This is a genomic window from Streptomyces sp. NPDC046805 (genome assembly GCF_040645355.1).
GTDB lineage: Bacteria > Actinomycetota > Actinomycetes > Streptomycetales > Streptomycetaceae > Streptomyces.
Genome location: NZ_JBEYYC010000064.1, coordinates 1 through 12832, shown reverse-complemented (window position 1 = coordinate 12832; position 12832 = coordinate 1). Strand labels below are relative to the sequence as shown.

Below are 12832 nucleotides of genomic sequence, written 5' to 3'. Positions count from 1 at the left end.
GCCGCCGACCTCGCCGCCGAAAGCGGACTCACCCTCATCGGCTTCCTCCGCGGCACCTCCATGAACATCTACACCGGCGCCGAACGCCTCCAACCTCAGCCGGTCATGGGCTGATCGTGTGACGGTCGGCCGCGATCTTCTGCCGATACGTCAAAGGCGGCGCGCCCAGCGTCCTTCGACCGGCCGGGGCCCGAGTGCCATACGGCCTCGGGCCCGGACGGGCACTCCACAAGTCGACAGGTTTACGGGGGAGGGATAGCTTTTGTCCCAAATGTGGCGAAACTGAGTGAGAGAAGGGCGCAGTGGAACTAGCAATCGCTCACGAGACCATCGCCCGATGGCAGTTCGGTGCCACCACCGTCTACCACTTCCTCTTCGTCCCACTCAGCATCGGCCTGGGGGCCCTCGTCGCAGGGCTGGAGACCGCCTGGGTGCGGACAGGCAAGGAGAAGTACTTCCACGCGACGAAGTTCTGGGGAAAGCTCCTCCTGATCAACATCGCGATGGGTGTCGTCACGGGGCTTCTGCAGGAGTTCCAGTTCGGCATGAACTGGTCGAACTACTCCAGCTTCGTCGGCGACGTGTTCGGCGCCCCGCTGGCCATGGAGGCGCTGATCGCCTTCATGTTCGAGTCCGTGTTCATCGGACTGTGGATCTTCGGCTGGACCCGGCTTCCGAAGAAGGTGCACCTCGCGACGATCTGGGTCGTCACCATCGGCAGCTTCCTCTCCGCGTACTTCATCCTCGCGGCCAACTCCTTCATGCAGCACCCGGTCGGCTACCGGATCAACCCCGTCACCCGCCGAGCCCAGCTCACCGACATCTGGGCGGTGCTGTTCCAGAACACCACCCTGACGGTGGTGTTCCACACGCTGACGGCGGCCTTCATCACCGGCGCCGCGTTCATGATGGGCATCGCCGCGTACCACATGTGGCGGGCCAAGCGCGGCGCGGAGGTCAACCGGAAGAAGATCGCCGCCATGCGCGCCTCGCTGCGGCTCGCCCTGGTCACCGCGGTGATCGCCGGCATTCTCACCGCGATCAGCGGCGACCGCCTGGCCAAGGTCATGTTCCAGCAGCAGCCGATGAAGATGGCCGCCGCCGAGGCGCTCTGGGACACCCAGGCCCCGGCCCCCTTCTCGATCTTCTCGGTCGGCAACGTCAACAAGGGCCGTAACGACATCGCCCTGGAGGTACCCGGAGCGCTGTCCTTCCTCGCCAAGAGCGACTTCTCCTCCCCCGTCCCCGGCATCAACAACCGGGCCCAGGACGAGGCGAACACGTTCGGCGGCACGCGGCAGGACTACATCCCGAACATCTTCATGACGTACTGGGGCTTCCGCCTCATGATCTTCTTCGGGATGACGAGCTTCGGCATCGGTCTGCTCGGCCTGTGGCTCACACGGAAGAAGTTCTGGCTGGATCCCGCGTTCCGCACGGGCGAGGACGAGCCACCGAACCTGATGATCACGAACCGCGTGAAGATGAACAACTTCTTCACCAAGTGGAGCTGGCGGATCGCCGCCCTCACCCTGGGGTTCCCGCTGCTCGCCAACAGCTTCGGCTGGATCTTCACCGAGATGGGCCGTCAGCCCTGGGTGGTCTTCCGCCTCCAGAAGACCGCCATCGGTGCCTCACCCGCCGTCAGCATCGGCCAACAGATCTGGTCGCTGGTCCTGCTGAGCGTGCTCTACGCGATTCTCGCGGTGGTCGAGGTGGGGCTCCTGGTCAAGTACTCCAAGCCCGGCCCGGACGTCGAGGAGAAGCCGCCCGCCAAGGATCCCACCATGCGCGTGTCCCCGGAGGACCAAGACAAGCCCCTCGCCTTCGCCTACTGAGGACGGTCGCCATGTTCCATCTGTACGATCTCTGGTTCATCCTGATCGCCTTCCTCTGGGTCGGGTACTTCTTCCTCGAGGGCTTCGACTTCGGCATCGGCGTCCTCACCCAGGTTCTGGCCCGGAACGACAACGAAAGACGGGTCCTCATCAACACGATCGCCCCGGTCTGGGACGGCAACGAGGTCTGGGTGGTCGCGGCTGCTGGTGCCACGTTCGCGGCCTTCCCCGAGTGGTACGCCGCGATGTTCAGCAGCTTCTACATCCCCCTGCTGATCATCATCCTCTGCCTGATCGCCCGGGGCGTGTCGTTCGAGTACCGGGGCAAGCGGCCGGGTCATCGCTGGCAGCGCAACTGGGAACAGGTCACCTTCTGGACCTCGCTGATCACCCCGTTCATGTGGGGCCTGATCTTCGCCGGCATGGTCGAGGGCATCGCGCTCAACGCCCGCGGGCACTACGTCGGCACCACCGGAGACCTGTTCAACGGGTACTCGATCCTCGGCGGCTTCACGTTCCTCGCGCTGTTCATCTGCCACGGCGCGGTCTTCGCGGCGCTGAAGACGGGTGACGAGCTGCGTGCGCGCGCCCGGAAGTACGTGCCGCTGCTGGGGCTGGTGGCGCTGCTGCTGTCGCTGGCCTTCCTGATCTGGACCCAGGTCAACTCCGGCGACGGCGCCAGCCTGGGTGTGATGATCGTCGCGTTCGTGGCGCTGCCCATCGCGCTGTTCTTCAACCAGCTGGGCCGTGAGGGCTGGGCGTTCATCTTCTCGGGCCTGACCATCGTGGCCGCGTCCGCGATGCTCTTCCTGGCCCTGTTCCCGGACGTCATCCCGTCGACGATCAACCCCGCCTGGTCGCTCACCGTCAGCAATTCCTCGTCCGGAACCTACACTTTGTGGGTGATGACCATCGTGGCGGCCATCTTCTCCCCGTTGATCCTGCTCTACCAGAGCTGGACCTACTGGGTGTTCAGCAAGCGAATCTCCGTCCACCACATCCCGGCGGCACACTGAATCATGCGACCTGTCGATCCCCGGCTGCTGGCCTACGCCCGCACCACCCGCGTCTTCCTCGTCGGCTCCGTCATACTCGGCGGACTCAACGCCGCCCTCCTGGTGGCCCAGGCGAGCCTGATCGCGGAAATCGTGGTGCGGGCCTTCCAGCAGCACTTCTACGACCTCACCGGACCGCTGCTGGGCCTGGCGGGCGTCGCCCTCGGGCGCGCGCTCGTGGCCTGGCTGACCGAGCTGACGGCCCACCGCTCGGTGGCCCGGGTCAAGTCCACCCTGCGAGGGCGCCTGCTCGAGCACGCCACCACGCTCGGCCCGTCGTACCTGGCGGGCCGGCGCACCGGCGAGCTGGCCAACCTCGCCACCCGGGGAATCGACGCCCTGGACGACTACTTCTCGCGTTACCTGCCACAGCTGGCGCTGGCCGTCGTGGTGCCGGTGGTGGTGCTGGCCCGAATCCTCGGGGCCGACTGGGAATCGGCGGCGATCATCGCCGTCACCCTGCCTCTGATCCCGATCTTCATGATCCTGATCGGCCTGGCGACCCAGTCCAAGATGGACAAGCAGTGGGCGGGTCTGTCCCGTCTCTCGCACCACTTCCTGGACGTGGTGGCCGGGCTGCCGACGCTGAAGGTCTTCAACCGGGCCAAGACGCAGGCGCGCTCGATCTCCCGCATCACCGATGACTTCCGCACGTCGACCATGCAGACGCTGCGGATCGCCTTCGTCTCCTCGTTCACGCTGGAGCTGCTGTCGACGCTGTCGGTGGCGCTGGTCGCCGTGTCGATCGGATTCCGGCTGGTCGGCGGCTCGCTGGATCTGGAGACGGGGCTGCTGGTGCTGGTCCTCGCTCCGGAGGTCTACCTGCCGATCCGCCAGGTCGGTGCGCTGTACCACTCGAGCGTCGAGGGCCTGACGGCCGCGGGGCAGATCTTCGAGGTTCTGGAGACGCCCCCGGCGAAGACCGGGTCCGCTCCCGCTCCGGCGCTGGCCGAGGCGGAGATCGAGCTCGCGGGCGTGCAGGTCGACTACCCGGGCCGCTCGGCCGCGGCCCTGCGGGACGTCTCGCTGACGCTCAGGCCCGGGGAGACGCTGGCCCTGACCGGTCCCAGCGGCGCCGGCAAGTCCACCCTGCTCGCGGCCCTGCTCGGCTTCGTCCGCCCCTCGGCCGGCACGGTGCTGGTCGACGGGCGCGACCTGACCTCCTTCGATCCGGACAGCTGGCGGCGCCAGATCGCCTGGGTGCCGCAGCATCCGCACCTCTTCGCGGGCACGGTCGCCGAGAACGTACGGCTCGCCCGGCCGGAGGCGACGGACGCGGAGGTACGGGCCGCGCTGGAGGCCGCGCACGCGCTCGACTTCGCCGAGCCCGGCCTGGTCCTCGGTGAGGGCGGCGCCGGACTCTCGGCGGGCCAGCGGCAGCGGATCGCGCTGGCGCGCGCGGTGCTCGCCGACCGGCCGCTCGTCCTGCTGGACGAGCCGACCGCCAACCTCGACGGCGAGAGCGAGGCAGCCGTGGTCGAGGCCGTCCGCACCCTGGCCGTCGGCCGCACGGTCCTGCTCGTGGCCCACCGCCCGGCCCTGCTGTCCATCGCGGACCGGCGGGTGCACCTGAGCCTCCCCGAGGCGGAGGGCGCACCGCACGAGGCGGAGGCCTCCCCGGCCATGCCCGCGCTGGTGGACCCGGTCGCGCCCGCCGTCGGCGCCGCACAGCCGGTGGCCCCCTCCCCCGCCGAGCCCGACCGGCGTTCCCGCAGCTCCCTGCGGAAGCAGCAGCCGCGTCTGGGAGACCGGCCGCCCCGCCTCGCTCTCGCCGTACTCCTCGGGTCGCTCGCGCTCGGCTGCGCCGTCGCGCTGCTGTCGACCTCCGGATGGCTGATCTCGCGGGCCTCCGAGATGCCTCCGATCCTCTATCTGATGGTGGCCGTGACCTCCGTCCGGGCGTTCGGCATCGGGCGGAGTGTGTTCCGGTACGCGGAGCGGCTGGTGTCGCACGACGCCGTCCTGAAGGCCCTCGGCGGCGTACGGACCGCCGTGTACCGCCGCCTGGAGAAGCTCGCCCCGGCCGGCCTGCCCGTCTACCGACGCGGCGACCTGCTGGCCCGCCTGGTCTCCGACGTCGACTCGGTCCAGGACCACTATCTGCGCTGGCGGCTGCCGGCCTCCGTCGCGGCGATCGTCTCGCTCGGGGCCTCCGTCGCCGTCGCGGTCCTGCTTCCGTCGGCCGGCGTGGTGCTCGCCGTGGGCCTGCTGCTGGCGGGTGCGTGTGTGCCCGCGCTGGCGACCCGGCTCTCCGGCCGGGCGGAGCGCGCCCAGTCCCCCGCCCGTGGCGCGCTGGCGACCTCCGTCGTAGACACCTTCACCGGCACCGCCGAGCTGACCGTCGCGGGCGCGCTGCCCGCCCGGCTGGACGCGGTCCGGGCGGCCGACCGGCGCCTGACCGGCCTCGCCGCGCGCTCGGCGACCACCGCCGCGCTCGCCGCCGGCCTGATCGCCCTGATCACCGGGCTCACCGTCGCGGTCAGCGCCGCGCTCGGCGTCCAGGGCGTGGCCTCGGGTGCGCTGCCGGGCGTGTGCCTGGCCGTGGTGGTGCTCACCCCGCTCGCCGCCTTCGAGGCCGTCGCGGGCATGCCTACGGCCGTACAGTTCCGCGAGCGCGCCCGTGCCGCGCGCGCCCGGCTCGACGAGGTGCTGGCGGCCCCCGAGCCGGTCGCCGAGCCCGCCGATCCGGTCGCGCTGCCGGCCCAGCCGGCCCCGCTGGCCGTCCGCGGTCTGACCGCCCGTTGGCCCGGTGCGCAGCGCGACGCGCTCCAGGGCATCGACCTGGACCTCGCCCCCGGCCGCCGGATCGCCGTGGTCGGTGCGTCCGGCTCGGGCAAGACCACCCTCGCCCAGGTCCTGGTCCGGTTCCTCGACCAGACCTCGGGTGCGGTCACCCTCGGCACCGGCTCGCAGGGCGTCGACACGCGTGCGGCCGCCTCCGACGACGTACGCCGGGTGATCGGTCTGTGTGCCCAGGACGCGCATGTCTTCGACAGCTCGCTGCGGGAGAACCTGCGGCTCGCCTCCCCGGACGCCGACGACTCCGAGCTGCGGGCCGCGCTGGCCAAGGCCCGCCTGCTGGAGTGGGTCGACAGCCTGCCCGCCGGTCTCGACACCATGGTCGGTGAGCACGGCGCCCGGCTGTCCGGCGGCCAGCGGCAGCGGCTGGCGCTGGCCCGGGCCCTGCTCGCGGACTTCCCGGTGCTGATCCTGGACGAGCCGGCCGAACATCTGGATCTGCCGACCGCGGACGCCCTCACGGCCGACCTGCTCGCCGCCACCGAGGGCCGTACCACCCTGCTGATCACCCATCGGCTGGCCGGTCTCGACGACGGCACCGTCGACGAGGTCCTCGTCCTCGACCGCGGCCGGATCGTGGAGCGCGGCAGCTGGTCGGAGCTGATCGAGCGCGAGGACGGACGGCTCAGCGCCCTGTGGCAGCGCGAGCTGCAGGCGGACGACCTGGCCGCCACGGCCTGAGGCCGCAGGCCGCCTCAGCACGAGACCGGGCCCCGTGGGCATCCCGAGCGGATGTCCACGGGGCCCCTTTTCATGAGCCCGAGGGCCGGGGTCGGACCGGGCCGGGCCGGCTCACCACCAGGCGGCGATGCCCGATCAGACCGCGTCCAGTGCGTCCAGTGACACCTCGGTCGACTTGATCAGCGCGACCACCGGGGAGCCGGTCGTCAGGCCGAGATCGGCGGCCGCGTCTGCGGTGATCGCGGCGAGCAGCTCCGTTCCGTCGACGGACACCCTGACCCCGGCCATCGCGCCCCCGAGGGAGATCTCGGTGACGGTGCCCGGGAGCTGGTTGCGGATGCTCAGCCCCGCCACGGGACCGGTGGCCAGCGCGACCTCGGTGGACTTCACCAGGGCGCGGACCTGAGTGCCCATCGCGATGCCGAGCTCCTTGACGGCGTCCCTCGTGACCGCCGCCGTCAGTTCCTGCCCGTCCGCCAGTCGCAGTTTCACGGCGGCCATGACGCTGCCCTCGGTGACGGAGGTGACGGTGCCCGGGAGCTGGTTGCGGATGCTCAGACTCATGGACGTGCCTCTCTTCTTCTCCTCGTTCGGAAGGGGAGCTCGGCCGCGCCGGATCAGTAGACCAACCAGCGGGGAGTACAGCCAGGGCGTTCGGCGGATCCGGCCGGAATTGCCGTAATCAGGCGACCGAATAGCCAGAACCGTTGACAGACCGCGAATTCGGACAGACTTCGGCGAATTGCTTCGCAAAAAAGAGGGACGCGCCGATAAGAACCTCGAATATGCGGCCATCAAAAGCCGCGACGGCAACCGAATCGGAAAGCGGAAGCCGCCTGCGGGCGGCGCAATCCGGTCCAGGGCGGAACCTTCCCGGACCCACAGGCGAATTCGGCGAACAATGGGCCGCCTTGAACCAGAAACAGGTGATATACACCCTGTATGCCCAGTTCACGTCCCCCGTCGCCCGCCGCGGCCGGGAACGGTTGGCGGTGTGCGGTGGGCGGGGTGGCGCGTGTGCTGTCGCCCCGCGGTGCGTTCGCCCTGCACAGGGTGGACGGGGCGCTGACCTTCGCCCTGCGTGCCGCGCTCGCCATGGCGCTGCCGGCGGTGCCGACGGTCCTGGCCGGACGGCCCGAGCTCGCGGTCTACGCCATGCTGGGCTCCTTCACCACGTCGTTCGGGCGCAATCTGCCCTACGCCCACCGTGCGCGGGCCCTGGCCTGGGTCGCGCTGGCCATGACGGTGTGCGTGGGATGCGGCTCGGCGCTGGCCGCGTGGGCCCATCCGGAGGCGGGGGGTGCGGGTGCCGGCGTAGTGGTGGCAGCCACGGCCGTGGTGGCCGGGCTGGCGAAGTTCACTTGCGACGCGATGCGGCTGAGCGGGCTCGGCACGGTGCTGCTGATCTTCTCCTTCGCCGTGGCGGCCAACAGCGCGTCCACCGCGTCCGGCGTTCTCCCGCAGACCGGGATGGCCGCCGTGGGCGCGGCCGTGGCGTGGATGCTGGCCGTGGCGGGCTGGCTCGTCCACCCGGACCGTCCGCAGCGCCTCGCGGTGGCCGCGGCCCTGCGCGAACTGGCAGACCTGCTGGAGCAGTCCCCCGACGCGGTGCACGGGATACGGTTCAGCCGGCACCGGGCGACCTCCGCCGTCCTGCAGGCGTACCGGTGCCTCGGTCTGTCCCCGCCGGTGGCCACGGAGCGCGGCGACCGGGGCGGGGTGTGCACCCGTCTGACCGACCTCGCCTGGTCGCTGCTGATCGGCTCCGCACGCCGCCTGCCGCACGAACCGGACGTCCTGGCAGGGCATCTGCGCCGGCAGGTTCCTCTCCTCACGGACCGGCGGCGCCGGGATCCACCGCTCTTGTCCGAGCTGTCGTTCCCGTCCGCTGCCGCTCGGGCGGGCGTCACCTCCGGCATGCCGGAGCCCGGCCCCGAGGAGGCCGATGCCTCGTCCGAGCGGGCCGCCGAACTGCTGGAGGGGCGGCGGCCCGGTGGCTCGAGTCGGCTGTCCGTCCTGGCCGTTCCCGCGCTGCGGATGTTCCTCGGCACCGGACTGGCGGGGGCGCTGGCCTATCTTCTGGGCTTCGGGCACGACTACTGGGCGGCGATCTCGGCCGCCGCGGTGCTGCACTCGGTCAATGTCCGTACGACGGTGCAGCGTGCCGTCCAGCGCACGCTGGGCACGTTCGTCGGACTGCTGATCGCCCTCGGGGTGCTGGCCGCGGACCCGGGCCCCACGACCCTCGTCCTCGTGATCGTCGGCCTGGAATTCCTGCTGGAGTACGTCGTCGTCAGCAACTACGGCCTCGGCGTGGTCTTCGTGACGCCGCTGGCGCTGCTGCTGACGGACCTCGTGGCCCGGGAGCCCGCCGGGGAGCTCGTCCAGGACAGGGCGCTGAGCAGCATCCTGGGGATCATCGTCGGGCTGGCCTGTGCGCTGCTGGTGGTCCACGACCGGGCCGCGGTCCGGGTGGAGCGGGCGCTCGCCGGGTTCGGAGAGGCCGCCGAGCGGGCGGAGCGGGCGCTGGCCGAGCGGGCGGAGTCGTCGTTCCCCGAGGTGCAGCAGCATCTGGCGGCGGCCGTGGTCGAGTTGCGCGAGGCCGACGACGCGGCGGCGGGCGAGGTGTGGCAGTCGGAGATCGATCCCGCCGAGTTGGCCGCCGCGGAACAGCGCGCCTACCTTCTGCTGGAACGTTTCGTCCGGTGGCGGTGATGTCAGTCGCATCACCGCCACCGGACGGATACGGGCCAGGGCCTCGTCACATGCCCTCCCCTGACTAGAGGGCGCGGGTGATCGTGGCCTTGACGTGCTTCATGATCGGCTGGTCGCTCTCCGTGCTGTAGTCGCACAGAGCGCACAGAACGTTCATCTCGGGCATGTAGCCGAGAGCGTTGCCGCGCGGGATGTTGTACGGGATGGCGAGGAACCCGTTCAGCTGGCGGGTGCTGCCGTCCCGGGCGTGGCCGGTGATGTCGACGGGGTCGAACTCCTCGATGCCACGTTCCCGCATGTCGTCCGCGTTCATGAAGACCAGCGTGCGCAGGTTCTTGATGCCGCGGTAGCGGTCGGTGTCGGTGTAGATGCTGGTGTTCCACTGGTCGTGGGACCGCATGGTGCCCAGAGCCAGCTGACCGGGGGCCGGGACCACGTCCGGTACCGGAGCGGCGGAGAACTCGGCCTTTCCGGTCGGGGTGAGGAAGATCAGCTCACGGGCCGGCTGCTTGATGCGGAAGCCGAGCGGCAGCCGCACGCGGCGGTTGAAGTCCTCGAAGCCGTCCAGCACCCGGGACATGGTGTCGCGGATCCGGTCGTAGTCCTCGATGTACCACTCCCACGGAGTGTCGCTCTCCGGCAGGGCCGCGCGGGCCATGCCGGCGATGATCGCGGGCTCCGACAGCAGGTGCGGCGAGGCGGGCCTCTTCATGCCGATGGACAGATGAACCATGCTCATCGAGTCCTCGACGGACGTGCTCTGCAGGCCGGCCTTCTGCATGTCGCGCTCGGTACGGGCGAGGCACGGCAGGATGAGCGCGTCCTTGCCGTGGACGATGTGGCTGCGGTTCAGCTTCGTGCTCACCTGGACGGTGAGCTCGGCGTTGCGCAGCGCCGCGTAGCTGTGCGGGGTGTCGGGCACGGCGAGGGCGAAGTTGCCGCCCATGCCGACGAACACCTTCACATCGCCGCGGTTCAGCGCCTGGAGGGTGCCGACGGTGTCCAGGCCGTGCTCGCGAGGCGCGTGGATCTTGCAGACCTCGTCGAGGCGGTCGAGGAACTCCGGCTCCGGACGGTGGTCGATGCCGCAGGTGCGGTTGCCCTGGACGTTGCTGTGCCCGCGCACCGGGGAGGGGCCGGCACCTTCGCGTCCCAGGTTGCCACGCAGGAGCAGCAGGTTGACGATCTCGCGGACGCTGGAGACGCCGTGCTCGTGCTGGGTGACGCCGAGACACCAGCTGATGATGCTGCGGTCGGCGTCGCGGTAGATGCGGGCGGCCTTGAGGATGTCGGCGCGCGGGATGCCCGACTGGCGCTCGATCTCCTCCCAGCTGCTGCTCTCGCACATGTTCTTGTACTCGTCGAAGCCACTGGTGTGGCGCTCGATGAACTCCGAGTCCACGGCCTTGGGGTCGGACTTCGACATCTCCAGGACGGCCTTGCCGATGCCGCGCAGCAGGGCCAGGTCGCCGCCGATGCGCACCTGAAGGTTCAGGGTGCTGGTGGGCGTGGACTTGAACAGCGCCATGTCCATGAAGTCGTGCGGAATGATGGCGCGGGTGGCGGCGGCCTCGACCAGCGGGTTGATGTGCACGATCTGTGCGCCGCGGTGGTAGGCCTCCACCAGGGAGGTGAGCATGCGGGGAGCGTTGGAGGCCACGTTCACGCCGATGATGAACAGGGCGTCCGTCGCCTCCCAGTCGACGAGGTCGACGGTGCCCTTGCCGGTGCCCAGGGACGCCGTCAGGGCGCGACCGCTCGCCTCGTGGCACATGTTGGAGCAGTCGGGGAGGTTGTTGGTGCCCAGCTCACGGGCCATCAACTGGTAGAGGAAGGTGGCCTCGTTGCCCAGCCGGCCCGAGGTGTAGTACGTCGCCTGGTTCGGATTCTCCAGATTGCGCAGGTGACGGCCGACGAGCTCGAAGGCGCCCTTCCAACTGATCGGGACGTAGTGGTCCGTCTCGGCGTCGTAGACCATGGGCTCGGTCAGCCGGCCCTCGTCCTCCAGCGCGAAGTCGGTCCACTCGGACAGCTCGGACACCGTGTGCTTCGCGAAGAACTCACGGGTCACGCGCTTGGGCGTCATCTCCCAGCTGACGTGCTTGATGCCGTTCTCACAGATGTCGAGCTTCAGACCCTTGATGTCATCGGGCCATGCACAGCCCGGACAGTCGAAACCGGTCCGCTCGTGATTCATCCGCATGATGGCCTGCGGACCGTCCACCAGCTCGCGCTCCCTGACCAGGAACTTGGTCACGGCCTTGGCTGCGCCCCAACCCGCTGCGGGGTGGTGATAGGGGTGATACTCCGGCGGTCCCTTCGGGATGGGGCCCACCCGGGGCTCCACCTGTTCCTGCTCCGTATTGAAGGCGTTCAAGACTCTCACCCTTCCCCATTCGGGCGTGGGCCGTTACACGGCATTTTCCATCAGGCTATGCCCGTGGATGAATCCTCGCCAGACGACCCGCGATTCCGCCGTTCCGGCGGTTCGAATACTCGTTCCGCTACTTGTTGACGCACGGGATTACCCGTTACACCTTGAGATCACTCGGTAACGGCGTCATCCCGGAAGGTGCGGGCCAGCCGGATGCCCGGCCGCGTTTCGGGCGGTGTTTCCGCAGGACAGGGGGCTGCATCTGCTCCCTGGCACCGTCGCGCTCAGCGGGCCGCGCCTCCGAGGCAAACGCCGATCGAGGCTCGCATAAGCCGGTCCGGCAACGCGCCCGGCGCGGCTTATGCGCACAACAAGTCGGGCTCTGCTCCAGTGGAAATCGCCCCGCTTGCGGAGCTGTACGTATCGCGTTTGAGTGTTGAGTATCCCCCGGTCTCCTGGAGCTGTCATGTCGATGTCGTTCGGTTCCGCTTTCGGCTCGTCCGATCCGTTCAGCGAACTCTTGAATCGGTTCTTCGGCATGTCGCCCGCATCGTCGCCACCGGCGGTGCAGCGGGTGCCCATCGGGCGGCTCCTCACGGACGCGGCGCAGGAGCTCATCAACCTGGCGGCGGGGCGCGCGGCGGAGGACGGGACGTCGGACCTCGACACCGAGCACCTGCTGTGGGCGTCCACCCAGGTCGACCCCGCACGCAGCCTGATACGCCGGGCCGGCATCGACCCCGACTCGCTCGGGGCGACGATCGCCGAGTCGCTTCCCCGGGAGCCCGGCGCGGCGCTGGGCGAAGCGGGCCTCACCCCTGCCGCCAAGCGCACCCTGGGCGACGCGTACGCGCACGCGCAGCAGACCGGCGCTTCCTACATCGGCCCCGAGCACATCCTCGGCGCGATGCTGGCCGACGCCGACTCGGAGGCGTCCCGGCTGCTGCGTGCCTACGCGCCCGACGTCAAGCGGCTGCGCGGGATGACGGAACAGGTGTCGCGGGGAGAGGGCGGTGGTGCGGGCGCCGCCAAGGCGGAGAAGCCGCCGACGTCGACGCTGGACGAGTACGGGCGGGATCTGACGGAGGAGGCGAAGGCCGGGAAGCTGGACCCGGTGGTGGGGCGTGGTGAGGAGATCGAGGAGACGGTCGAGATCCTGTCGCGGCGGTCGAAGAACAATCCTGTGCTGCTGGGTGAGCCGGGGGTGGGCAAGACGGCGATCGTGGAGGGGCTGGCGCAGCGCATCGTGGCGGGTGAGGTCCCCAAGACACTGAGGGACAAGCGGGTCGTGGCGTTGGATCTGTCGGCGATGGTCGCGGGGTCGCAGTATCGCGGGCAGTTCGAGGAGCGGTTGAAGAAGGTCATCGACG

8 protein-coding genes are annotated in these 12832 nt (G+C 69.8%); 6 read left to right on the top strand and 2 right to left on the bottom strand.

Annotation, left to right across the window (positions count from 1 at the left end; all coding sequences use genetic code 11):
• From ABZ910_RS35540 to cydD, 4 genes are all read left to right on the top strand, one after another.
• Nucleotides 1–114: formate dehydrogenase accessory sulfurtransferase FdhD (locus ABZ910_RS35540; protein ID WP_361373449.1), on the top strand; the 114-nt coding region annotated here is incomplete at its 5' end.
• A gap of 188 nt (nucleotides 115–302) precedes the next feature.
• Nucleotides 303–1838, top strand: a complete 1536-nt coding sequence (locus ABZ910_RS35535; RefSeq protein ID WP_361373447.1) for a cytochrome ubiquinol oxidase subunit I — start codon at nucleotides 303–305, stop codon at nucleotides 1836–1838.
• An 11-nt stretch (nucleotides 1839–1849) separates the two neighbouring features.
• Nucleotides 1850–2854, top strand: coding sequence for a cytochrome d ubiquinol oxidase subunit II (gene cydB / locus ABZ910_RS35530; protein WP_361373445.1), 1005 nt, complete (start codon nucleotides 1850–1852; stop codon nucleotides 2852–2854).
• Nucleotides 2855–2857: 3 nt separating this feature from the next.
• A complete protein-coding gene (cydD, locus tag ABZ910_RS35525; protein WP_361373443.1) occupies nucleotides 2858–6373 on the top strand; it encodes a thiol reductant ABC exporter subunit CydD in 3516 nt (1171 codons plus the stop codon).
• A gap of 135 nt (nucleotides 6374–6508) precedes the next feature.
• Here cydD and ABZ910_RS35520 read toward each other — a convergent pair whose 3' ends face one another.
• Nucleotides 6509–6937, bottom strand: a complete 429-nt coding sequence (locus ABZ910_RS35520; RefSeq protein WP_361373441.1) for a TOBE domain-containing protein — start codon at nucleotides 6935–6937, stop codon at nucleotides 6509–6511.
• Between the two features lie 378 nt (nucleotides 6938–7315).
• Here ABZ910_RS35520 and ABZ910_RS35515 point away from each other — a divergent pair, with 378 nt between their 5' ends.
• The gene (locus ABZ910_RS35515; protein ID WP_361373439.1) at nucleotides 7316–9088 is read left to right on the top strand and encodes an FUSC family protein; all 1773 of its coding nucleotides are present in this window, start codon (nucleotides 7316–7318) and stop codon (nucleotides 9086–9088) included.
• A gap of 64 nt (nucleotides 9089–9152) precedes the next feature.
• On the opposite strand, the gene ABZ910_RS35510 is transcribed toward ABZ910_RS35515, so the two are convergent.
• A complete protein-coding gene (locus ABZ910_RS35510; protein WP_361373437.1) occupies nucleotides 9153–11465 on the bottom strand; it encodes an FdhF/YdeP family oxidoreductase in 2313 nt (770 codons plus the stop codon).
• A gap of 463 nt (nucleotides 11466–11928) precedes the next feature.
• Between ABZ910_RS35510 and ABZ910_RS35505 the strand changes: the two genes are divergently transcribed.
• A partial coding sequence (locus ABZ910_RS35505) for a Clp protease N-terminal domain-containing protein (RefSeq protein WP_361373435.1) occupies nucleotides 11929–12832 on the top strand: 904 nt, incomplete at its 3' end.

Excerpts from the sequence above, each read along its gene's own strand:
- cydD (WP_361373443.1), top strand. The coding sequence starts at position 2,858 with ATGCGACCTGTCGATCCCCGGCTGCTGGCCTACGCCCGCACCACCCGC.
- ABZ910_RS35515 (WP_361373439.1), top strand. The coding sequence starts at position 7,316 with ATGCCCAGTTCACGTCCCCCGTCGCCCGCCGCGGCCGGGAACGGTTGG.
- ABZ910_RS35520 (WP_361373441.1), bottom strand. The coding sequence starts at position 6,937 with ATGAGTCTGAGCATCCGCAACCAGCTCCCGGGCACCGTCACCTCCGTC.
- cydB (WP_361373445.1), top strand. The coding sequence starts at position 1,850 with ATGTTCCATCTGTACGATCTCTGGTTCATCCTGATCGCCTTCCTCTGG.